The organism is Micromonospora sp. DSM 45708 (assembly GCF_039566955.1).
Taxonomy (GTDB): Bacteria; Actinomycetota; Actinomycetes; order Mycobacteriales; family Micromonosporaceae; genus Micromonospora.
In genome coordinates, this window is the sequence record NZ_CP154796.1 from 5302958 (window position 1) to 5324087 (window position 21130).

The 21130-nt window shown below is 74.6% G+C and carries 22 protein-coding genes; 10 read left to right on the forward strand and 12 right to left on the reverse strand.

The window, feature by feature from the left end; translation table 11 throughout:
- Positions 1 to 42: 42 nt before the first annotated feature.
- Positions 43 to 708 carry a PepSY domain-containing protein gene (locus tag VKK44_RS22680; RefSeq protein ID WP_343443238.1) on the forward strand — a complete coding sequence of 222 codons (666 nt, stop codon included), beginning with the start codon at positions 43 to 45 and terminating at the stop codon, positions 706 to 708.
- Between the two features lie 51 nt (positions 709 to 759).
- Here the strand turns inward: VKK44_RS22680 and VKK44_RS22685 are convergent, their stop codons facing one another.
- Complete coding sequence (locus VKK44_RS22685) at positions 760 to 2079, reverse strand: cellulose binding domain-containing protein (protein WP_343443239.1); 1320 nt, start codon at positions 2077 to 2079, stop codon at positions 760 to 762.
- Positions 2080 to 2263: 184 nt separating this feature from the next.
- Between VKK44_RS22685 and VKK44_RS22690 the strand changes: the two genes are divergently transcribed.
- On the forward strand, positions 2264 to 3367 hold the full coding sequence (locus tag VKK44_RS22690) for a beta family protein (RefSeq protein WP_343443240.1): 1104 nt from the start codon (positions 2264 to 2266) through the stop codon (positions 3365 to 3367).
- A gap of 1 nt (position 3368) precedes the next feature.
- Here VKK44_RS22690 and VKK44_RS22695 read toward each other — a convergent pair whose 3' ends face one another.
- Positions 3369 to 3650 carry an iron-sulfur cluster biosynthesis family protein gene (locus VKK44_RS22695; protein ID WP_343443241.1) on the reverse strand — a complete coding sequence of 94 codons (282 nt, stop codon included), beginning with the start codon at positions 3648 to 3650 and terminating at the stop codon, positions 3369 to 3371.
- 229 nt (positions 3651 to 3879) lie between these two features.
- Between VKK44_RS22695 and VKK44_RS22700 the strand changes: the two genes are divergently transcribed.
- Both VKK44_RS22700 and dacB read left to right on the forward strand, forming a co-directional pair.
- Positions 3880 to 4596: an MIP/aquaporin family protein gene (locus tag VKK44_RS22700; protein ID WP_343443242.1), complete on the forward strand. Its 717-nt coding sequence runs from the start codon at positions 3880 to 3882 to the stop codon at positions 4594 to 4596.
- A gap of 64 nt (positions 4597 to 4660) precedes the next feature.
- Positions 4661 to 6244, forward strand: coding sequence for a D-alanyl-D-alanine carboxypeptidase/D-alanyl-D-alanine endopeptidase (gene dacB, locus VKK44_RS22705; RefSeq protein ID WP_343443243.1), 1584 nt, complete (start codon positions 4661 to 4663; stop codon positions 6242 to 6244).
- Between the two features lie 24 nt (positions 6245 to 6268).
- Here dacB and VKK44_RS22710 read toward each other — a convergent pair whose 3' ends face one another.
- The 5 genes from VKK44_RS22710 to VKK44_RS22730 all read right to left on the reverse strand — a co-directional run bounded on the left by VKK44_RS22710 (position 6269) and on the right by VKK44_RS22730 (position 11707).
- Positions 6269 to 6529: a hypothetical protein gene (locus VKK44_RS22710; protein ID WP_343443244.1), complete on the reverse strand. Its 261-nt coding sequence runs from the start codon at positions 6527 to 6529 to the stop codon at positions 6269 to 6271.
- A gap of 181 nt (positions 6530 to 6710) precedes the next feature.
- Positions 6711 to 7586, reverse strand: a complete 876-nt coding sequence (locus VKK44_RS22715) for a hypothetical protein (protein ID WP_343443245.1) — start codon at positions 7584 to 7586, stop codon at positions 6711 to 6713.
- Positions 7587 to 7754: 168 nt separating this feature from the next.
- Positions 7755 to 8660 (reverse strand): hypothetical protein, encoded by a 906-nt coding sequence (locus tag VKK44_RS22720; protein ID WP_343443246.1) that lies wholly within the window; start codon positions 8658 to 8660, stop codon positions 7755 to 7757.
- 870 nt (positions 8661 to 9530) lie between these two features.
- Positions 9531 to 10793 carry an ISL3 family transposase gene (locus VKK44_RS22725; RefSeq protein ID WP_343442779.1) on the reverse strand — a complete coding sequence of 421 codons (1263 nt, stop codon included), beginning with the start codon at positions 10791 to 10793 and terminating at the stop codon, positions 9531 to 9533.
- A gap of 320 nt (positions 10794 to 11113) precedes the next feature.
- Positions 11114 to 11707 (reverse strand): pentapeptide repeat-containing protein, encoded by a 594-nt coding sequence (locus VKK44_RS22730; RefSeq protein WP_343443247.1) that lies wholly within the window; start codon positions 11705 to 11707, stop codon positions 11114 to 11116.
- A 66-nt stretch (positions 11708 to 11773) separates the two neighbouring features.
- Here VKK44_RS22730 and VKK44_RS22735 point away from each other — a divergent pair, with 66 nt between their 5' ends.
- Complete coding sequence (locus VKK44_RS22735; RefSeq protein ID WP_343443248.1) at positions 11774 to 13006, forward strand: serine hydrolase domain-containing protein; 1233 nt, start codon at positions 11774 to 11776, stop codon at positions 13004 to 13006.
- 54 nt (positions 13007 to 13060) lie between these two features.
- Positions 13061 to 13702, forward strand: a complete 642-nt coding sequence (locus VKK44_RS22740; RefSeq protein WP_343443249.1) for an NAD(P)-dependent oxidoreductase — start codon at positions 13061 to 13063, stop codon at positions 13700 to 13702.
- On the opposite strand, the gene VKK44_RS22745 is transcribed toward VKK44_RS22740, so the two are convergent.
- Complete coding sequence (locus VKK44_RS22745; RefSeq protein WP_343443250.1) at positions 13703 to 14167, reverse strand: PPOX class F420-dependent oxidoreductase; 465 nt, start codon at positions 14165 to 14167, stop codon at positions 13703 to 13705.
- A gap of 31 nt (positions 14168 to 14198) precedes the next feature.
- Positions 14199 to 14840: a DUF6642 family protein gene (locus VKK44_RS22750; RefSeq protein ID WP_343443251.1), complete on the reverse strand. Its 642-nt coding sequence runs from the start codon at positions 14838 to 14840 to the stop codon at positions 14199 to 14201.
- A gap of 211 nt (positions 14841 to 15051) precedes the next feature.
- Between VKK44_RS22750 and VKK44_RS22755 the strand changes: the two genes are divergently transcribed.
- Positions 15052 to 15828, forward strand: coding sequence for a D-Ala-D-Ala carboxypeptidase family metallohydrolase (locus VKK44_RS22755; protein ID WP_343443252.1), 777 nt, complete (start codon positions 15052 to 15054; stop codon positions 15826 to 15828).
- A gap of 158 nt (positions 15829 to 15986) precedes the next feature.
- Here the strand turns inward: VKK44_RS22755 and VKK44_RS22760 are convergent, their stop codons facing one another.
- From VKK44_RS22760 to VKK44_RS22770, 3 genes are all read right to left on the reverse strand, one after another.
- On the reverse strand, positions 15987 to 16508 hold the full coding sequence (locus VKK44_RS22760; RefSeq protein ID WP_343443253.1) for a hypothetical protein: 522 nt from the start codon (positions 16506 to 16508) through the stop codon (positions 15987 to 15989).
- 121 nt (positions 16509 to 16629) lie between these two features.
- Entirely contained in the window at positions 16630 to 17319 is a 690-nt protein-coding gene (locus VKK44_RS22765; protein ID WP_458351683.1) for a response regulator, read from the reverse strand.
- Entirely contained in the window at positions 17295 to 18530 is a 1236-nt protein-coding gene (locus VKK44_RS22770) for a sensor histidine kinase (RefSeq protein WP_343443254.1), read from the reverse strand. Before VKK44_RS22770 ends, VKK44_RS22765 begins: the two co-directional genes overlap by 25 nt.
- 133 nt (positions 18531 to 18663) lie before the next feature.
- Here VKK44_RS22770 and VKK44_RS22775 point away from each other — a divergent pair, with 133 nt between their 5' ends.
- From VKK44_RS22775 to VKK44_RS22785, 3 genes are read left to right on the forward strand one after another with little or no spacing between them, the layout of a single operon-like run.
- Positions 18664 to 19563 carry an ABC transporter ATP-binding protein gene (locus VKK44_RS22775; RefSeq protein ID WP_343443255.1) on the forward strand — a complete coding sequence of 300 codons (900 nt, stop codon included), beginning with the start codon at positions 18664 to 18666 and terminating at the stop codon, positions 19561 to 19563.
- Complete coding sequence (locus tag VKK44_RS22780; RefSeq protein WP_458351555.1) at positions 19560 to 20351, forward strand: ABC transporter permease; 792 nt, start codon at positions 19560 to 19562, stop codon at positions 20349 to 20351. Before VKK44_RS22775 ends, VKK44_RS22780 begins: the two co-directional genes overlap by 4 nt.
- 2 nt (positions 20352 to 20353) lie before the next feature.
- On the forward strand, positions 20354 to 21061 hold the full coding sequence (locus tag VKK44_RS22785; RefSeq protein ID WP_343443256.1) for a YqeB family protein: 708 nt from the start codon (positions 20354 to 20356) through the stop codon (positions 21059 to 21061).
- Positions 21062 to 21130: the final 69 nt, after the last annotated feature.

A 21130-nucleotide genomic window follows, 5' to 3' on the forward strand; every position in this document is an offset into this window, starting at 1 on the left:
GCGCGCAGTCTCGACGGCACGAACCGAGGAAAGGTGGCAACCATGCGACGTACCTCCCTGATGCTGGCGGCGGCCGGTGGAGTCGCCGTGCTGGCGGTGACCGGCGCGGCGCTCGGCGCGACCGCGGCCGACCGGTCGACCGGCCGGACCGCCCCGGCCGCCGTGACCGTCGAGGACGACCCGGCCCGACCGGCGACGAGCGGCGAGGACAACCCGGCCCGCCGGGGCGCGGGCGGTGAGGACAACCCGGCCCGGTCGGCGACCGGCGGCGGGGACGACCGGGCCGGGCGGGGCACGGCCGACGACAACCCGGCCCCGACCGGTACGCGCCGGGAGGACAACCCGGCCCGCCGGGGTGCGGATGACGACGCGGACCCGGCACGGGCGGCCGGCGGCACGGTGAGCCGGCAGCGGGCCGCCGAGGTGGCGCTGGCGCGGATCGGGGGCGGCCGGGTCACCGAGATCGAGGCGGAGACCGAGCACGGCCGTCCGGCGTGGAGCGTCAAGGTCACCCGCGACGGCTGGCGGCACGAGGTCAAGGTGGACCGGGTGACCGGCGCCGTGCTGGAGGCCGAGCGGGAGCGGGCCGGCACGGACGACCGGGGCGGGCGCGACGACGACGATCGGGGCGACGACCGGGGTGGCCGCGACGACCACGGTTCGCACGACCGGGGCGACGACCACGGCCGCCACGGCGACGACGACTGAACGCCGGCCGGGGCCGGGCGCGGCGCGGTCCGCGCCCGGCCCCGGCCGTGGTCACCGCAGCGTGCAACGCAGCTCGGACGGCGGCTGGTTGTCGCCGGAGACGACCAGCCCCCAACTGGTGGCCCCGCCGGCCGGCAGCGCACCGTTCCAGGCCGCGTTCGTGGCGGTCACCCGCGCGCCGGACTGCGTCGCGCCGGCGTTCCAGGCGTTCACCAGCCGTTGCCCGCCGGCGAAAGCGACCTCGCTGCTCCACCCGTTGGCGGCGGAGGCGCCGGTGTTGCGGACGGTCACCTCGGCCTGGAAGCCGCCGGCCCACGCGCCGGTGACCGTCCAGGTCGCCGCGCAACCCGACCCGGACGGCGGCGGGGTGGACGGCGGCGGGCTCGGCGACACGGTCGGGCTCGGCGACACGGTCGGCGGGGCCGTCGGGCCGTCCGACGTGGTGTAGGTGACCGGCGTGTACGCGGCGGAGCAGGTGCCGCCGCACGAGGCCGGCAGCGCGAACCGGTACACCCGGCCGCCGCCCACCAGCGCGCCGGTGACGTCCCGCACCCGGATCTGGAAGTCGGTGCCGCCGGCGGTGCTGGCGCCGAGCACGTACGACTGGCCCATGTCGCTGTTCATGGTGGCGGCCCGCCACCCGCCGTCGGCCAGGTACTCCACCCCGTGGATGCCGTTGGGCAGGTGGGACACCGCGATGGCCGGCCAGTACCGCTGGGCGCCCCGCAGGAACGCGATCCGGAGGTCGCCGGAGTAGTCGGGCGCCGGCACGAACGACCAGGAGACCTGCCGGTTGTTCCAGTGGCTCGGATAGAGGTCGCCGACCGGGACACCGCCGCGTGCGAAGCGGTTCAGCGAGGCGGTGGAGAGGTCCAGGTGGTTCCGGTCGTCCCGGCACCAGGCGTTGCCGTCGCCGCAGGAGTCGGCGACCACCATGGTCAGGGTGGCGCCGTTGTAGCCGTCCGCGACCCAGGAGCCGTTGCGGCAGAAGGGCTGCCCCGGTGCGCCGTCGTTCGTGCCGGTGCACCGGTCCCCGATGGTCACCCGGACGAACCGGCCGCAGTTCAGGCCGTTGTTCCACAGCCCGATCCGGTCCGCCTGGGCCGGTGGCAGCGGCCGGGCCGGATAGGACGTGTAGTCGCCGGGCAGGTCGTAGACGTTGAGCGCGACGAAGTCCGGCGCGTCCAGTTCGGACTGCGGCAGGCCGCAGCCGCCGTACGGGGAGCCGAGACCGTCGAAGTGGGTGGCGTTGCCGATCACCGGCGCGGGCGGGTCGTCGACCGCGAGCGCGGGCAGTTGACCGGCGACGAGCAGCGTGGCCGCGGCGGCGGTCAGGGCCGCGGCGAGCCGGAGGCGGGACTGCGGGGTCATGGGGTGGCCTTCCGGGCGGGCCGACACCGGGCACGGGGCGGCTCAGGAGTGGTCATGGTTGCCCGCCATGCCCGGCCGTGCCCGCGGGACCATGCCACCACCGGGACGTTCGGCGTGTCAATGGCGGCCGTCCGTCAGCCGAACGGGGCGGTGACGCAGAGCAATCGAGTCGCTACATTGAAGTATGGTGTCCGCACCCGGCGGCCGGCCGCCGGACCCGGTCTACCGTCCCGTGCTGGCCGGCCGGCGGGGCGAACTGGAGGCCCTGGCCCACCTCGACGACACCGCCGCCGCGCTGCTCGCCCCGATCGTCGACGTCCCGGCGGACGAGCCGGGCCCGGTGGAGGCACTGCGGCGGCTGCCCGCCTCGCTCCTGCCGGCCGTCGACGTGTCGGCGCTGCCGGACACCCCGGACCACGACCCGGTCCGCTGGGGCGTACCCCTGGTGCCGGTGATCGGGTTGGCGGAGAGTGACCGGCGGCTGGGCGCCCACGGCGCGGCGGCCCGGGCCGGGGCGGGCCGGGCGGTGGTCCGGCTGCGGATCGGGCCGGACCGGGTCGGACCGGACGCCGCCACCGCCGCGGCGGAGCGGGTGTGGCGGTCCACCGGTCTGGTGCCCGAGCAGTGCGACCTGCTGGTGGACGCCGGGGACGTCTGCTGCCTGGCCGACGTCCGGCTGGCCGAGCCACGGGTACGGCGCGCGGCGGAGTGGGCCCGGCGGCACGCCTGGCACGCGGTGACCGTGGCGGCGGGCGGGATGCCGCCGACGCTGTCCCGGCTCCCGGTCGACGAGCCGGTACGCCTGGACCGCTACGACTGGCTGCTCTGGCAACGCCTGGCCGACCTGCGACTCGGTTACGCCGACTACGGGGTGGGTTGCGCGGTGCGCGACGCGGACTCGCCCGGCGACCGGCTGCCGACGCTGCGGTGGGCGGACCACGGCGCGTGGTGGATCTACCGCTGGTGCCGCCGGGGCGGTCGGGGCGACGAGCGCCTCGCCGACCTGTGCCGCACGCTGGTGGCCGCCCCGCACTGGCCGGCGGCCGGGTCGGGCTTCTCCTGGGGCGACCACGAGGTGCTGCGCCGGGCCCGGCGCGGCGCGGGGGCCGGCTCGCCGACCAACTGGATCGCCTGGAGCACGTCGCACCACCTGGCCCACGTGCTGACCGCGCTGGTCCGCCCGGACCGGGAGCAGCGCGGCGGCCCGTGGCGGCCCGGCCAGGACACCCCGGAGTGGGGGCGCGCCGGCCGGTCGACGCGCGGCGGGGAGTCCCGCCGCGCCGGCTGAGTCACTCCTTCTCGGTGAAACCGAACTGGACCACGCCCTCCTCGTCGACCACCGCGTCGACCGAGGTGTCGGTGAGCAACTCGGCGGCGTCCGGGTCCAGGAAGATCCGCGCGCCCTGGTCGTCCACCACCTGGTCGCCCTGCACCGGCTCACCGACCAGCTCGATGGAGAGCGCGCCGGCCTCGGTGTCGGCGGCGATGCGCAGCCCGCCCGCGTCGGCCACGTCCTGCTGGGCGGCGAGGTCACGGATCACCAGGACGGCGTTGTCGGTCATGGTCAGCATGGCGGGACTCCTCATGGGTTTCTCGGATTCGCGGGCGACTCGGCCCACGCGGTCGGCTCGCGACCCGGAAGCGGACGAAACGCTGTTTCGCCGCACGAAGGGGGGCGGTCGGACGGCCCCTCACCACCACCGTGCCCGCTGCCGCCCCATCCGTCAAATAGAGCCGTGTGATCGGGCGTGAACAGCGGTTTCTCCTCCGATCCGCCGGCAGCTCCATAAGCTCGGAGGCGTGGATGACCCGCGCAGGTACGTCGCCGAGTTCCTCGGCTCACTGCTGCTGATCTTCTTCGGCGTGGGCAGCGCCGTCTTCGCCCGGGTCCAGGGTGGTGTGGTGGTGGTCGCCCTGGCCTTCGGCTTCACCATGCTGGCGCTGGTGTATACGATGGGGCCGCTCTCCGGCAGCCACATCAACCCGGCGGTCACCCTGGGCGTGCTGCTCTCCGGGAAGATCTCCCCGCTGGGCGCGGTGCTGTACTGGATCGCGCAGTTCGTCGGCGCCACCGTCGCCGCGTTCGTGATCTGGGCGTTCACCCGGTGGGGTGACGTGGTCGACCAGACCGGCGCGCTCGGCACCAACGGGTACGGCGCGCACATCAACCTGGGCGGCGCCGCCGTGCTGGAGACGGTGCTGACGTTCCTCTTCGTCCTGGTGGTGCTGGTGGTGACCGGGCGGGGCGAGCACGCCGCGTTCGCCGGGGTGCCGATCGGTCTCGCGCTGGCCGCCGCACACCTGGTCGGCCTCACCCTGGACGGCACCTCGGTCAATCCGGCGCGGTCGTTCGGTCCGGCCCTGTTCCAGGGCGGCACCGCGCTGCGCCAGCTCTGGGTCTTCATCGTCTTCCCGCTGCTGGGCGGCGCGCTCGCCGCCCTGGTCGCACCGCTGATCCTGCGTACGGGCGCGGGCGGGCGCGGGCCGGCGGAACGGGTGACCACGCCGCGAACCTGAGTGCGGCAATAACCTTTCGCTCCGGGCCCTTTCCCGCAGGAAAGCACCGTGGCAGCATCTGCACATGCATCGTCGTCTCTTTCCCCGGGCGCTCGCGGCGCTGGTGCTGGTCGCCACCGCGGCCACCGCCGGCACCACCACCGCCACGGCCGACGCGCCCACCCCGGCGCAGACCCGGCTGCACGCGACAATCGACGCGATCCTCGCGGACAGCCGGCTCGACGGTGCGCAGGCCGGCGTGGTCGTGGTCGACACCACCACCGGCCGCACGCTCTACGACCGCAACTCCACCCGGCGACTCGTCCCCGCCTCCAACACCAAGCTGCTCACCTCGACGGCGGCGATGGAGCTGCTCGGCCCGGGGCACCGCTTCACCACCGACGTCAGCGCCGACGGGCCGCGCCGCGCCGGGTTGCTCTCCGGCGACCTCTACCTGCGCGGCGGCGGTGACCCGACCATGCTCGCGGCGGACTACGACCGGCTCGCCGCGCAGGTCGCCGCCGCCGGCGTACGGGTGGTGACCGGTGACCTGGTCGCGGACGACACCCGCTACGACCGCACCCGGCTCGGTCCGGACTGGACCTGGGACGACGAGCCCTACTACTACGCCGCGCAGGTGTCCGCGCTGACCGTCGCGCCGGACACCGACTACGACGCCGGCACCGTGATCGTCGACGTCGCGCCGGGCACGCGGGCCGGCGTCCGACCGAAAATCTCGATGACCCCCGACAACGGCTGGCTGCACATCGACAACCAGGCCGAGACGGTCACCGGCGGCGAAACCACCGTCTCCGTCGAGCGGGAGCACGGAAGCAACACCATCGTGGTGACCGGCCAGATCGCGGTCGGTCAGACCACCGAGAGCGACTGGGTGACGGTCTGGGAACCCACCGGGTACGCCGCCGACATCTTCCGCACCGCGTTGCGCCGGCACGGCGTACGGGTCCTCGGTCGGACCGTGCTCGGGACGGCCACCCCGGACACCGCCCGGCCGTTGGCGCGGCACGACTCGATGCCACTGGCCGACCTCATGGTGCCGTTCCTCAAGCTCTCCAACAACGGGCACGCCGAGGTGCTCACCAAGGAGCTGGGCCGGGTGCTCTCCGGCTCCGGCACCTGGCCCGCCGGCCTGGCCGCGATCGGCGAGTACGTCGGCGACGCCGGGGTGGACACCGGAACGCTGCGCCAGCGTGACGGCTCCGGCCTGTCCCGGCGCAACCTGATCCCGCCCGCCCAGTTCGTGACGCTGCTCGCCGCGGTGCGTGCCGAGCCCTGGTTCGACACCTGGTACGCCGCGCTGCCGGTGGCCGGCAACACCGACCGGCTGGTGGGCGGGACGCTGCGCAGCCGGATGGCGGGCACCGCCGCCGCGAACAACGTGCACGCCAAGACCGGCAGCCTGACCGGCGCGTCCGGTCTCTCCGGCTACGTCACCGACGCCGACGGCCGGCTGCTGGCCTTCTCGATCGTGCTCAACAACTACCTGACCTCGTCGGTCAAGGGGCTGGAGGACCAGATCGCGATCGCGCTGGCCACGTACACCGAGAAGGAGACGGCGACCGCCCGGCGGGCCGTGCCGACCGCGCCGGACTCACCACGGGTGCCGGAGGGACGGGAGTGCTCCTGGGTCAAGCCGGCGCTCTGCTGACCGGCCCGCGCCGGCCCGGTGCGATCAGGCGCCGGGCCGGTACGGGCGCGGGGCGGCAGCGGGGTCGCCCCGCTCGACCAGCGCGTCGATCTCGGCCGGCGGCAGCCCGCGCAGCGTGAGCACCCGCCGGCCCCAGCGGTGCAGCCGGCACGGGTGCGGGCTGGCGTCGTTGCGGCAGATCGTCCCGCCCGACCAGGTCCGTGGCGCGTGCACCACCACCGCGCGCACCGCGAACTGGACGTCCTCCACCGTCACGTACGGCGGCAGGGGGATGTCCCGCAGCACGCCGCGATCGGAGGACTGGCGGGCAGGGGCGAGAGGCGCGGGGCGGCTCATCGGGTGGGCCTCCACAAAGGATGGACGGACGGGGACATCGGAGAAGGTACGACGGTCGGCCCGGCGCGCGACGGACAAACTGTCCCGACGGTCCGGCCGTGCGCGGCCCGCATCCGGGAGGTGAACGCGGTCAGCGCAGCGCGACGGCCTGGAGGCTGACGTTGCCGCACTGCCCGAGGGACTCCTCCACGGTCCAGTTCAGCAGCAGCTTCGCGCCGCGCGGCGCGCGGAACCGGACCGTGAAGTCGGCCGTCAGCGCGGTGTGCGGGTCCTCCATCCGGAGCGTGCTGACCGGGCCGTCGGCGATCCGCACGTCGAGCCGGCCGCGGGCCATCCAGAGCCCGGCGAAGAGGTGCACGGTGCGCGACTGCCCGTCGCCGGTCACCGCGAGGCGGAAACCGCTGCCCCGGTCACAGGTGTAGACCCCGGACATGGTGCCGCTGGCCGAGGCCACCGGCGCGCCGTCGCGCCAGGCGTACGCCTCGGGGTTGTTGCTGTAGCTCTCCCGCCTGCCCCGACCGCCCTCGTCCCGGATCTCCCCGGAGCCGCCCCGCTTGCGGACGGTGCGGTCGCCGCCGAGCAGCCCCCAGTGGACCCAGTCGACGGTGCCGACGGCGGTGAGGTCGACCGAGGCGGGCACCTCGGCACGGCTGACCGCGACAGTCGGTGGCGCCACTGTGGACGGCGCCACCGTGGACGGTGCGGGGCTCGGGGACGGCGGGCGCTGCCGGGGCCGCAGCCCGGGGGTGGCGACCGCGCCGTCGGCTTCGCTCGGCAGCCCGACCCGGCCGGTCGGTGCCGCCGGCAGGACCGCGCTCTCCTCACGCGGCGCGTCGTGCCGCTCGGCGCCGAGGTAGGCCACCAGCGCCGCCAGGCAGAGGAACGCGGCCAGGCCCTCCAGCGCCATCCGTCGCCGGCGCCGCAGCCGACGGAGCGCGGACCGGGTACGCGGGCGGCCCTCCCGATGCGAGCCGGAGCCGGTTCGCGAACGGTCCCCCTCGCCCACCACACCCTCCGCTTCGTCTGGCGCGGCGCCGCCGGAAGCGACCGGAGCGCGACGGGCTTCACGGTGTCATCGGCCGGCCGTTTGCGCCATATGTGAGCCGACGGGCGTTTCCCGTTCGTTACCAAGTGGTAGCAGAACGGACCCGTCGCCGTCCAGCCACGGGGTCGGTCAGCTTACCGTGATCGCTTCCAGGGACACCCCGTCGTTCTGCCCGCCGGTCACGGCGAGCGCTCGCCAGGTGATCAGCAGCCGCTGGCCGCGGGGCGCCCGGAAGTGGACGACGTACTGGTAGAAGCGGTCGCCCTGGGCCATGGCCACCTCCCGGACGGCCGGATCGCCACCGCCGGAGAGCGAGACGTCGAGCCGGGCCCCGGCCGAGAACACACCGACGAACAGCCGGACGGTCCGCAGGTCCCCGCTGCCGGCCACGCCGAGCGTGAAGGTCTTGCCGGCACCGCGCTGGAAGACGCCCGTCCGGGTGCCCTCCTGCCGCGCCGTCGGGGTGCCGTCCGTCCAGCTCAGGCCCGAGACGCCGGCGTTGTGCTCCAGCCGGTCGCCGCCCGGGTCCTCGATCTCGCCGGTGCCGCGCTGCTTACGCTGGACGCTGTCCGCGCCCGCGCCGCCCCAGTGCCGCCAGTCCCGCGTGCCGAGCAGGGTGAGCGACACCGCGGGCGGCACCGGTTGCTGATCCACCCCGAGCAGCGGATCGCCGGGCAGCACCGGGTCGCCGGTGACCGGCACGACCGTGGGGGGCGCCGCGGTCGGCGCGGGCGCCGGCGTCGTCGGCCCGGCGGCCGGCACGGCCCGTCCGCTCTCGGGCGGTGCCGGCGACCGGGCCGAGTACGCCAGCGCCACCACCGAGGCGGTCAGCGCGACGGTGGCCAGCACGGTCCGCCGGCGCCGGCGACGAGCCCGGGCCGCAGCGACCCGGATGGCCCCGGTCTCGGACGCGGGCCGCGCCGTCACCGGGCGGGCAGACGCCCCGCGCAACCGGACCGCGAACGGACCGGCCAGACCGGCGAGCCGGGTGCGGAGGCTCTCCGGTGCGGTGTGCCGGCCGGCCACCGCCGACATCCCGTCCTCGAAAGGGCCCCCACCCGCCGACCGTCGGCCGTCCCGCGCCCGCCAGGCGGCACGATCCGGCCGGGCCGGCGGCCGAAGCGGCACCGGCCCAGCCGGCCCGAGTTCAACCGGACCGAGCCCGCCCGACTGGGGTCCGCCCGACCAGGGCCCGCCCGGCTGGGGGCCGCCCGGCTGGGGTCCGCCCGGCTGGGGTCCACCCGACCAGGGCCCGCCCGGCTGGGGTCCACCCGACCAGGGTCCGCCCGGCTGGGGGCCGCCCGACTGGGGTCCGCCCGACTGGGGTCCGCCCGACTGGGGTCCGCCCGACTGGGGTCCGCCCGACTGGGGTCCGCCCGACTGGGGTCCACCCGGCTGGGGTCCGCCCGGCTGGGGCCTGCTCGGCCAGTGCGCGGCCGGCGCGTGTCCGACCGGCGGGACCGGGCCAGGCGCAGGCCCATCGGGCGCGGAACCGACCAACGCGGGCCCGGCCGGCGCTGATACGGCATCGTCAGCCCGGGAAAGGTCCGGGCTGGCCGGTTCCCCCGCGCCGACGTCCGGATCGCCGGCAAGGCGACGCGGACCAGTGTGCGGTTGCGGCGTGGCGACGACGGGCTCGGCCGGTACGGCGGGCAGCCAACCTCCGACCCGCACCCCGGACTGCGTCAGTTCCTCCTCAGCCACCGCCCCTCCCTCGGCCGCCGGAGCCGGCGGACACCGCGGCTCGCCGCAGGGCAGGATGACACACGCTTCGATCTCCGAGAAGCCGTCGACACGAACCAATTTCGCCGCCACCGCCTCGGGCGTGTCGGTCCCGGAGAAGGACCGAACGAGAAGCGATATACCGCTGGGTCATAAATATGGATTTTGTGCTGGATGTGTGGGTCATCGGTTGGGGAGTTGGGGGCGGTGGCCGCCGAGGCTGAGTAGGGCTAGGGCGATGAGGGCGTGGGGTGAGTGGAAGCCGAAGGCCATCCGGGTGATGAGGCGGATCTTGGCATTGACGGATTCGATGCGGCCGTTGGACAGGCCGTGTTCGAGCGAGGCGATGATGGCGTCGCGGTGGCGGACCACGCGGCGTTGCAGGTCGACGAAGATGTCGATGCGGCTGCGGCGGGCCCAGCCGATCCATTGGTCGAGGGCTTGGACCGCTGTGGTGGGGCTGGTTTTGGCCAGGGTGAACACGTAGCGCAGGCCTTCTTTGAGGGCCCAGGCTCGGTGTAGGCGGGGGTGGTTCTTGGCGATCCAGTCGAGGGTGGCCCGTTGTGCGCCGGTGAGGTTGTCCGGGTTCTTCCACAACGCCCAGCGGGTGTTCTTCACCAGCCGCGCTTCGCCGACGGCGACACCGCGACGGCCTGTTCCCCGACCGGCGGCGGCGTTCCATACCTGCCGGCGGACTCGGTCCACGGCGTCGCTGGCCCAGGCCACGACGTGGAACGGGTCGGCGCAGCGCACCGCGTTCGGGCAACGACGGCGCACCACGGTGGTGATCCAGTCCGCGCCGTCAGCCGACACGTGGGTGATCGCGGCTGCCCGCTCGGGTCCGAGCAGGTCGAAGAACTCGTGCAACGTAGCCGCGCTCTTGCCCGCAGCGGCCCACACCAGCCGGCCGGTGTCGTGATCCACCACCACGCTCAGATACCGGTGGCCTTTCTTGTAGCTGACCTCGTCGATACCGATACGACGTAACCCGTCGAGGCGATCCACCGCTGCGCCGCTATCAGCCCACACCCGCGCGATGATCGCACCCACCGTGCGCCAACTGATCCGCATCAACCGCGACACCACCGACTTCGCCGCGTGCACCGCCAACCACGCCACCGCCTGATCGAACGCCCGGGTATGCCCCGCCCCATGCCTGGCCCACGGCACCGCCGCGACCACCACCCCATGCACCCGACACGACACCCGCGGCGCATCGGCCTCGATCACCGCCCGCACCACCCCCAGATCCAACGCCCGCCACCGCCGACGCACCCCCGCGTCATAACCAGGACACCGCCGCCGGCAAAACGGACACCGCCGCCGAGCACCCCGAGCCACCCGCACCCGAGCCACCACCACCTGCTCGACCGCATCGAACTCGACACCCTCCACCACCGCCTGCTCGACCCCGAACAACCGAGCCCATACCCTTACCGAACGCACGCCGTTGCCCCGCCCACTCAGTTCTGACCTTCGACAAGCCAGAACCTAGGCAGGACAACGGCGTGCGCCATCAACGACGCGCCCAACCACCCACAAACACGTCACAAGACCCATAAATATGACTAAGCGGTATATCGCTGTGACGGAGTCTTCCCAGACAAGGTGCAACGCAGCGTAACGGTGGAGGTAGGCCCGGACGCCGGCCCGACGGGGCAGGGGTGGCGGCGGGAGCCGGGGCAGGGACCGCGGCGAAAGCCAGGGCAGGGTGGGGGCAGAAGCCGGGCAGGGGCAGGGGCGGCGGAAGCCGGGAGCCGGCCGGCTCAGCCGACCTGGAAGCCGAGCGCCTGGGCCAGCGCGACTGCCTGCTCGACGTCGACCCGTGCCCCGGCCCGCTCCACCGCAGTGGGGTCGAGCGCGGACAGGTCGCTGCCGCGCAGGTCGGCGCGGGTCAGCTTGGTGGCGTGAAGCTGGGCGCCGGACAGGTCGACGCCGGTGAGCACCGCGCCGGTGAGGTCGGCGCCGGTCAGGTCGGCCTCGCGCATCCGGACGTCGGTGATGCGCGCCCCGCGCAGGTCGGCGCCGGGCAGCGCGACGAACGACCAGTCGCCGCGGTCGACCCGCAGCGGGCGCAGGTCGCACCGGTCGAAGCTGCTGCCGACCAGCTTGCAGCCGGTGAACTCCGCCTCGAACAGGTTGCACCGGGTGAACGTGCAGCGGGTGAACGCCGAGTCGATGTGTCGGGAGGCGTTGAACGCCACGGTGCCGAAGACGCACTCGGTGAACACCGCGCCCCGGCTGACCGCCTCGGTGAGGTCGACGTCGAAGAACTCGCAGCGCGTGAAGTGCCGATCGACCAGCTCTTCCGCGTACCAGTCCTGCTGGCGGTAGGTGACGTCCTCGACGATCTCCGGCATGCCGCCGACACTAGTGTGGTCGGCCGACACTTCCGGCCCGCCGTACCGGCGGGTAGGTTCGCGGGGATGAGCGTCGCAGTGAGCACCGACCCCGGCCGTGTCGGCTTCGATCCCGCCCGGCTGGCGCGGATCGACGAGCACTTCGCCCGCTACGTCGACGACGGCCGGCTCGCCGGCTGGCAGGTCGTGGTCACCCGCCGGGGCGAGATCGCGCACTCGGCCACGTACGGGCTGCGCGACCGGGAGGCCGGCACGCCGGTCGAGGCGGACACGCTCTGGCGCATCTACTCGATGACCAAGCCGATCACCTCGGTCGCCGCGATGATGCTCTGGGAGCAGGGCCGGTTCGAGCTGACCGACCCGGTCAGCCGGTGGCTGCCCGAGTTCGCCGACATGCGGGTCTACGACCGGGGTTCGGTGCTCAAGCCGTACACCGTGGCGGCGACCGAGCCGATCCGGATCTGGCACCTGCTCACCCACACGGCCGGCCTGACGTACGGCTTCGCCCAGGTCTCGGTGGTCGACGGCCTCTACCGGGCGGCCGGCTTCGACCTGGGCGTGCCGGCCGGCGCGGACCTCGCCGCGGCCTCAGCCGGCCTGGCCGAGCTGCCGCTGCTCTTCCAGCCCGGCACGAGCTGGAACTACGGCGTCTCCACCGACGTGCTGGGCCGCCTGGTCGAGGTGGTCTCCGGGCAGTCGCTGGACGCGTTCTTCACCGAGCGGATCCTGCGTCCGCTCGGGATGGCCGACACCCGCTGGTGGGTCGACGCGGCGGACGCCGAGCGGCTGGCCGCGCTCTACGCCCCGCACCCGGCCACCGGTCAGGCGGTACGCGCCGACGGCGTCGGCCGGGCCGCGCTGGCGGAGCCGGGCTGGCACTCCGGCGGCGGTGGGCTGGTCTCCACCGCCGCCGACTACCACCGCTTCACCCAGTTCCTGCTGCGCGGCGGCGAGTTGGACGGGGTGCGCCTGCTCGGCCCCCGCACGGTCCGCTTCATGACCCGCAACCACCTGCCCGGCGGCCGGGACCTCGCCTCGTTCTCCCCGGAGGGGTTCTCCGAGACCGTGCTCGACGGGATCGGCTTCGGGCTGGGCTTCGCGGTGGTGCTCGACCCGGTGCCGGCGCGGGTGCCCAGCAGCGTCGGCGAGTTCTACTGGGGCGGCCTGGCCAGCACCGCGTTCTGGGTGGACCCGGTGGAGGAGGTCACCGCGCTGCTGTTTGCCCAGCTCATGCCGTCGAGCACGTACCCGCTGCGCAGCCAGTTGCGCCAGCTCGTCTACTCCGCGCTGGTCGACTGACCGGGTTCGGCGGAACGGCACCCGGCCGGCGGCCCGCTGCCTAGCCTGTGAGGCATGAGCAACATCGTCGTGTTCGGCGCCGGCGGGACGGCGGGCTCCCGGATCGCCGCCGAGGCGGCCGAGCGGGGGCACCGGGTCACGGCCGCGGTCCGCCGGCCGGAGGCGGTCGGCTACCTGCCACCGGGCGTACGCACGGTGACCGGCGACGCGACCTCGGCGCGGAGCGTACGCGAACTGGCCGAGGACGCGGACGTGCTGGTGGTGGCCATCGGCGGCGGCGAGCGCGATCTCTGGCGCGACGCCGCGCGGACGCTCGTGGACGCGCTGCGTGACCTGCCCGTCCCACCCCGGGTGATCCACGTCGGCGGTGGCGCGACGCTGCTCACCCCGAAGGGCACCCGGTTCCTGGACGAGCCGGACTTCCCCGCCGAGTACCGCGACTCGGCACACGGTCAGGCCGACGCGCTGGAGTTCTACCGTTCCTCGGCCGACGGGGTGACCTGGACGTACGTCTCCCCGCCGCCGCTGGAGTTCCACCCCGGGGAGCGGACCGGGCACTACCGCACCGGCACCGACCATCCGGTGACCGACGCGCAGGGCCGCTCGGTGCTCACCTACGAGGACCTCGCGGTGGCGATCGTCGACGAGATCGAGAACCCCCGGTTCGGCAACGCGCGGTTCACCGCCGCGTACTGATCAGTCCGCGAGCCGGGCCGGGAACCCGCCGGTGGCGATCGGGCCCCAGGAGGAGATGGTGACCCGGATCAGCGACTTGCCCTGCGCGACCATGGCGGCCCGGTACTCGTCCCAGTTCGGGTGCTCGCCGGAGATGCTGCGGAAGTAGTCCACCAGCGGTTCCAGCGCCGCCGGCAGGTCGAGCACCTCGGCCACGCCGTCGACCTGCACCCACGGGCCGTTCCAGTCGTCGGAGAGCACGCAGGCGGAGACGCGGGGGTCGCGACGGATGTTCGTCACCTTGGCCCGCTCGGGGTAGGTGGAGATGACCAGCCGGCCCTCGGCGTCGACGCCGCAGGAGACCGGGGAGGACTGCGGGCGGCCGTCGGCCCGGGTGGTCATCAGCACGACGCGGTGCCGGGGGCGGAGGAACTCGGTCAGGGCGTCCCGGTCGACCCGGGTGTTGCGCGCGATGCTGCGTGGCATGCCTCGGTTCTACCAGGCCGGCGGCCGGATCTCAGCGCGGGCGGCCGGCGGCCCGGCGCGGGGAGAGCTGCTCCGGCACGCGCGGGCGCGCGGTGGGCCGCCAGGCACGGCCGTTGGCGTAGATCACCCGGAACCCGAGGTACGCCGCGAGCGGCGCCCAGTGCGCCGAGCCCATCCGCAGCTCGGCGGCGTTGTGCCGCTGCCCGTTGGCCAGCACGTCGAGCAGCACGGTCTCGAACGCGGCCGACTCGACCCAGTCCACGTCGCGGGTGAAGCCGCAGATCAACGCCGCGCCGGTGACCTCGAGGAAGCCGCGGAGCGTGGCGTCGGAGGCGCGCAGCACCGAGCAGCTGCCGAAGTAGAGGCGGCGCCCGTCGGCGCGGCCGGCCATCCGCTCGGCCACGTCGGACAGCTCGACCGAGTCCCAGTCGGTGAGGCAGAGCCGACTCGGCTCGCCGTGCATGGCGAAGAAGCCGACGCGGTGGTCCGCGTACTGCTTGAGCAGCCAGCGGTCGAGGAAGTAGAACAGCTCGTCCCGGGTGGCGGCGTCCTTGTGGATGTAGCGGATCCGGCCCAGCCGTTCGAGCAGGTCGAGCGTGGGCAGGACGGACCCGCGCTCGTTGAGGTCGCGGTGCCACTGCCCCTCGACGCAGAACACGCCGCCACGCGCCAACGCCGCACCTCCCCGCGCGAGGTCGCCGCCCGGTGTCGGCACCGGGCCCGCGAGCAGACGTTACCGCGCCCCTCCGACCACGACCGAATGTGAGAACAATTTCCGCCAACCACCACGAAATGCCCCGGCGACTGTCACGGTGAGAAGGACGGGACGTACCGGCCGACGTGCCCGTCCGGACCCGGTTCCACGCTCTCATCGGAGGACTCCTGTGCGCGTCAACACCCTGAAACGGGCGGCCGTCGCGTTCGCGCTGGCCCTGCCCGGGGCCGCCGTCGCGACCGTCGTCGCCGCGCCACCGGCCCACGCCGACGGCTGCTACACCTGGCCCCGCACCCTGTCGTCGGGCAGCTCGGGCACCGACGTCCGGCAGCTCCAGGTGCGGGTGGCCGGCTGGGCCGGGTACGCCGGGATCGTCCGGGTCGACGGCAGGTACGGCCCGGAGACGGCCACCGCGGTCAAGCGCTTCCAGTCCGCGTACGGACTGCGGGCCGACGGCGTCGCCGGGCCGCAGACCTTCGCCAAGATCTACGACCTCCAGGACGACGACTGCACCCCGAAGCACTTCAGCTACCGCGAGCTGGACAACGGCTGCGGCAAGGGCGGGTGGAGCGGGGGCCCGCTCTCGCCGTCCGCCACCCGGGAGAACGCGCTACGCGCCATGTGGAAGCTGGAGGCGCTGCGACGCAGCCTGGGCGACAAGCCACTCACCGTCACCAGCGGCTTCCGCAGCATCGCCTGCAACCGGCAGGTCGGCGGCGCCTCGAACAGCCAGCACCTGTACGGCGGCGCGGCCGATCTGACCTCCCGGAACCGGACCCTCTGTCAGGTCGCCCGGTCGGCCCGCGACCAGGGCTTCAGCGGCATCTACGGCCCCGGCTACCCGGACCACGGCGACCACGTGCACGTGGACTCACGCAAGGAGAACAACAAGGACGGGTCAGCCAACACCACCGACTGGTCCGCCCCGGACTGCGGAATCGACTGATCCGGACGCACGGCGGCCCGACGCGGGGGGTGGGGGCTCCCCGCGCCGGGCCGCCGTCCGGAAGGCCCGCGCGGAGGTCGGGGGGCGCTCCGCGGCGGGCCGCCGCCCGGACACGGGTCGCGGCCGACGGCACGCCGACCGCGACCGGTACCCGGAGGTCAGCTCGCCCGGGGCCAGCGCGGCCGGGCCGCCGGGGCCGACCGCCCGACGCCGGGCCGCACCGGCGGCGTGACGACCCGCGGGACCGGGCCACGCGCCTGGCCGGCGACCGGGCGGGCGGCCGGGGCCGCGCCCGGCCGGGCAGCCTGACCCGCGCCCGGCCGGGCAGTCTGCGCCGCGCCCGGACGGGCCGCCTGGACAGCCGGTCGGACCGCCGACGGGCCGGTCAGCACGAACGGGAACGGTACGTGGACGAACGGGTTGCCGTGCCGGATCAGCGCGTCGATCTGGCGCTCGTTGAGGCCGTGTGTCTCCAGCACCCGACGCCCCCAGCGGTGCAACCGGCAGGGGAACGCCGCCCCGTCGTTGCGGCACTTCGGCCCCGCGGGCCACTCCTCGGCGGCGTGCACCACCACCGCCCGGACCGCGAGGCGGACGTCCTCGGGTGTCAACGGCGCCGGCATCGGCACCTCGCCCAGGACCTTGTCGATGGGATCCGTCGACTGCTCACCAACACGCACGGCAGGCCTCCCGCAGCTCGGCAGCGATGCGGCGGACCGGCCGCACCACATCCTCGCCCACTGGTACGGCCGGACACCGGCGACAGTTCAATCCCGCCAGCCGGGCGTGCCCTTCACCGCGTCAGACCAGGTCGGCGTCCTGGACCAGCAGCGCCACCTGCACCCGGTTGTTCAGGTCGAGCTTGGCGAGCAGCCGCGACACGTACGCCTTCACGGTCGCCACGCTCATGAACAGCTCGGCGGAGATCTCCGCGTTGGTCCGACCCCGGCCGAGCAGCAGCGCGACCTCCCGCTCCCGCTCGGACAGCCCGCCCAGCAGCCGTACCGCCCGCTCCCGCCGGGGATCCCGGGCGGGCGCCGGCGCGGCGGCTGTCACATGCGCGATCAACCTGCGGGTCACCGCCGGGGACAGCGTGGCCTCCCCCGCCGCGACCCGGCGTACCGCCGCGACGATCTCGGCCGGCGGGGTGTCCTTCAGCAGGAAACCGCTCGCCCCGGCCCGTAGCGCGCGTAGCACCTGCTCGTCGGCGTCGAACGTGGTCAGCACCAGCACCTCGGGCGGGTCCGCCGCGGACCGCAGCGCCTCGGTGGCAGCCAGCCCGTCCACCCGGGGCATCCGGATGTCCATCAGCACCACGTCCGGGGCGTACGCGGCGACGGCCGCCGGCACCTCGGCGCCGTCGCTCGCCTCGCCCACCACCGCCAGGTCGGGTACGCCGCCGAGGATCATCGACAGCGCGCCCCGGACCAGCGGGTCGTCGTCGACGATCAGCACCCGTATCGCGCTCACGAGGTGCCCCAGGGCAGCCAGGCGGCCAGCCGGAAGTCGCCGTCGGCGTCCCGCCCGTGGTCGACGCGCCCGCCGGCCAGCGTGACGCGCTCGGCGACGCCCACCAGTCCGGTGCCGGTGCCGGGGATGGCGGTGGCCGGCCCGCCCACCGGCCAGGGGTTGCGGATGTCCACCGCCAGCCCCTCGCCGGGGCCGCCGGACAGCCGGATGGTCACCACCGCCCCGGGGGCGTGCTTGCGGGCGTTGGTGAGCCCTTCCTGCACGATCCGGTACGCGCTGCGCCCGATCGCCGCCGGCACCCCGGCCGGCTCGGTCACCTCGTCCACCACGCTGACGCGTACCCCGGCGTCACGACTCTCCGCCACCAGCGCGGGCACGTCGCCGAGCGTCGGCTGCGGCCGTTCCGGCGTGGCCCCGGCATCCGCCTCGGCCCGCAGCACGCCGATCACCTCGCGCAGGTCCTGCAACGCGGCGTGCGCGCTGGCCCGGATCACCCCGGCCGCGCGGGCGACCTCCTCCGGCGGCGCGTCCGGGCGGAACTCCAGCGCGCCGGCGTGCAGGCTGAGCAGGGAGATCCGGTGGGCGAGCACGTCGTGCATCTCCCGGGCGATCCGGCCGCGTTCGAGCTGCCGGGCCTGGTCGAGCCGGAGTTGCTGCTCGGCCTCGGCCCGCTCGGCCCGGTCGCGCAGCGACAGCACCAGTTGGCGGCGGGCCCGGACGAACAGCGCCCAGGCCACCACGACGCCGATGAACAGCACGGTCCACGCCACGGCGGCCCAGAACGGCATGGCCGGGTCGGGGCGGACCACGATGAACGGCAGCGCGGTGGCCAGATGCCAGCCGACCAGCGTCAGCCCCACCACCAGCGGTCGGTGGACCAGCACGGTGAACAGGACGACCAGCAGCGCGGCCCCGGAGGTGACCGAAAACAGCGTCAGCGGCGCGGTGGCCACCGCCAGCCCGACCGGCCAGCGGCGACGCAGCCAGAGCGCGCCGGCGGCGAGCAGGCCGACGAACAGGTCGATCCCGGCGAGCCAGCTCGGCCCGGCGTTGAGCGCGAACTCCGGGCTTGCGCTCACCGCGTCGTCGTGCGCGAGGAGCACCCAGCCCAGCGCGGCCAGGAACAGCAGGCTGTCGACGAACCAGTCCCGCGGGGTCCGGCGGGCGGCCCGGGCGGGCACCAGGGAGCCCGGCAGGAGCCAGGGGTGATCGGGGACGACAGCGCTGCTCACCTGCTCCATGCTAGGGAGCCGTCCGGACCGGCGGCCAGCTACCAAAGTCGACGCCTGCGGTGGACCGAGGTCGGTACCGGCAGCGACCGCCGGCCGCAGCGGAGCGCCGGGTGGCCCCGGCAGGCTTCTCGGCATGATCGAAGTCGACCACCTGACCAAGCGGTACGGCCCGCACACCGCCGTCGAGGATGTGACGTTCCGGTGTGAACCGGGCACGGTGACCGGATTCCTCGGGCCGAACGGCGCCGGCAAGTCCACCACGATGCGCATGATCTGCGGGATGACGCCGCCCAGCTCGGGCTCGGCCACGGTGGCCGGCCGGCCCTACCGGGAGCTGCCCAACCCGGGCCGGGAGATCGGCGTCCTGCTCGACGCCTCGGCTCAGCACGCCGGGCGCACCGGGCGGGAGACGCTCACGCTGGCCGCCCGCACCATGGGAACGGACCAGGGGCAGGTGGCCGCGAAGCTGGACCTGGTCGGGCTGAACGACACCGCCGCGCGGCGGCGGGTCGGCGCGTACTCCCTGGGCATGCGGCAGCGGCTCGGCTTGGCGCTGGCGCTGCTGGGCGACCCCCGGGTGCTGGTCCTCGACGAGCCGGCCAACGGCCTCGACCCGGAGGGCATCTACTGGATGCGCGGCCTGCTGCGCGACTACGCCGACCGGGGCGGCACCGTGCTGCTCTCCTCGCACCTGCTGCGCGAGGTGGAGGCGGTGGCCGACCGGCTGGTGGTGATCGGCGGCGGCCGGGTGGTCGCCCAGGGCGGCAAGGACGAGCTGCTGGCCGGCGCCGGCACGCTGGTCCGCGCCCGGGACCAGCACGCCCTGCGCCTCACCCTGGACCGCGCCGCGCTGCCGGCCACCGTCGGCACCGACGGCGGCTTCGTGGTCCGGGCCGAGCCGGAGGCCGTCGGTCAGGCCGCGGCCGACGCCGGGCTGGTCCTCACCGAACTGCGTCCGGCCGGCAGCGGCGGCCTGGAGCAGCTCTTCCTCACCCTCACCGCCGGCGCGTCGACCAGGGAGGCCGTCCGATGACCACCGCCACCACCCCCGTTCCCACCGCCGCCCCGATGCGGCACGGGCCGGCCGCCGGCCCCTCGCTGGTCCGGCTGACCGGGGTGGAGCTGCGCAAGCTCGCCGACACCCGGGCCGGACGCTGGCTGCTGATCAGCATCGGGCTGATCGCGGTCGCCATCGTGGTGGTGCAGCTCTTCGTCACCGACGCGGCGGAGCAGACGTTCACCGCGTTCTTCGCGCCGTCGCTGCTGCCGGTCGGGCTGCTGCTGCCGGTGCTGGGCATCCTCTCCATCACCGGCGAGTGGTCCCAGCGCACCGCGCTGACCACGTTCGCGCTGGTGCCCCGCCGGGAACGGGTGATCGTCGCCAAGCTCGCCGCGGTGGTGCTGGCCGCGCTCGCCTCGGTGCTGGTCAGCCTCGCCGTCGCCGCCGCCGGCACGCTCGCCGCCCGGGCCACCGGCGGGGCGGGCGCCTGGACGTTCGACTGGCAGATGCTGCCGTACGCGGCGGTGTTCCAGGTGGCGAACGTGCTGATGGGCGCCGGGTTCGGTCTGCTGCTGCTGAGCACGCCGCTGGCGATCGTCACCTACCTGCTGCTACCGACCGCGTGGAGCGTGCTGTCCGCGATGATCGAGGCGCTGCGGGAGCCGGCCGGCTGGCTGGACACCTCGCTCACCATGGCGCCGCTGCTCAGCCCGGACGTGACCGCCGGGCAGTGGGGTCGGCTCGGTGTCTCGCTCGCCGTCTGGATGGTCGTGCCGCTGGTCGCCGGCCTGATCCGCACGATGCGGCGGGAGGTGTCCTGACCGTGGCCGACCGGGAACCCGGGGCCGTCGTGGTCGACGGCGGGGTCGGCGAGCTGGTCGTGATGTGGGCCGGGTTCCCGCTGCTCGGGGCGGGCCTGGGGGCCGGGCTGACCGCCCTGTCCGGGTGGATCGCCGGATTGGCCTGGTTCCCCTTCCAGGACGCGTTCGCGCTGCTCGACAAGTGGCCGGACCAGCGGTCGTATCCGCTCGGCGCGGGGGTGGCCGCGGTGGCGGGCCTGGCCCTGGCCGTGGTGGGCGTACGGGAGCGGCTGCGGGTCACGGTCGGGCACCGGTCGGTGCGACTGCACCGGGACGGGCACGGCCGGGACGTCGCCCGGGTCGAGGTGGCCGGCGTCTTCGTCGACGACAGGTCGCTGGTGCTGCTGGACCGGGCCGGCGGCGAGCTGGCCCGGGAGCGGTCCGACCTGAGCGCCGGCCGGCTGCGGGCGGCGTTCACCGGGCAGGGCTGGCCCTGGGTCGACCAGGACCCGCACCGGGACGCGTACCGGCGCTGGGTGCCCGGGCTGCCCGGGCTGCCGGCCGGCGCGGACGCGCTGCTGCGGGCCCGGGAGCGGGCGCTGAAGGACAGCCGCGGCGCCGAGGTCCGGGAGCTGCACGGGGAGCTGGCCCGGCTCGGCGTCGTGGTGCGGGACGAGGGGAAGCGGCAGTACTGGCGGCTCGTCCCTCCCCCCACCCCACCCCCGCGCTGATTCACGGAAAGAGTGGCTATCGGACGCGGAATAGCCACTCTTTCCGTGAAACAGGGGGCGGGAGGAGGG

Bases quoted from the DNA above. Each gene is read 5' to 3' on its own strand.
- VKK44_RS22680 (WP_343443238.1), top strand. From the start codon at position 43: ATGCGACGTACCTCCCTGATGCTGGCGGCGGCCGGTGGAGTCGCCGTG.
- VKK44_RS22685 (WP_343443239.1), bottom strand. From the start codon at position 2,079: ATGACCCCGCAGTCCCGCCTCCGGCTCGCCGCGGCCCTGACCGCCGCC.
- VKK44_RS22690 (WP_343443240.1), top strand. From the start codon at position 2,264: ATGGTGTCCGCACCCGGCGGCCGGCCGCCGGACCCGGTCTACCGTCCC.
- VKK44_RS22695 (WP_343443241.1), bottom strand. From the start codon at position 3,650: ATGCTGACCATGACCGACAACGCCGTCCTGGTGATCCGTGACCTCGCC.
- dacB (WP_343443243.1), top strand. From the start codon at position 4,661: ATGCATCGTCGTCTCTTTCCCCGGGCGCTCGCGGCGCTGGTGCTGGTC.
- VKK44_RS22720 (WP_343443246.1), bottom strand. From the start codon at position 8,660: ATGTCGGCGGTGGCCGGCCGGCACACCGCACCGGAGAGCCTCCGCACC.
- VKK44_RS22730 (WP_343443247.1), bottom strand. From the start codon at position 11,707: ATGCCGGAGATCGTCGAGGACGTCACCTACCGCCAGCAGGACTGGTAC.
- VKK44_RS22735 (WP_343443248.1), top strand. From the start codon at position 11,774: ATGAGCGTCGCAGTGAGCACCGACCCCGGCCGTGTCGGCTTCGATCCC.
- VKK44_RS22740 (WP_343443249.1), top strand. From the start codon at position 13,061: ATGAGCAACATCGTCGTGTTCGGCGCCGGCGGGACGGCGGGCTCCCGG.
- VKK44_RS22745 (WP_343443250.1), bottom strand. From the start codon at position 14,167: ATGCCACGCAGCATCGCGCGCAACACCCGGGTCGACCGGGACGCCCTG.
- VKK44_RS22775 (WP_343443255.1), top strand. From the start codon at position 18,664: ATGATCGAAGTCGACCACCTGACCAAGCGGTACGGCCCGCACACCGCC.
- VKK44_RS22780 (WP_458351555.1), top strand. From the start codon at position 19,560: ATGACCACCGCCACCACCCCCGTTCCCACCGCCGCCCCGATGCGGCAC.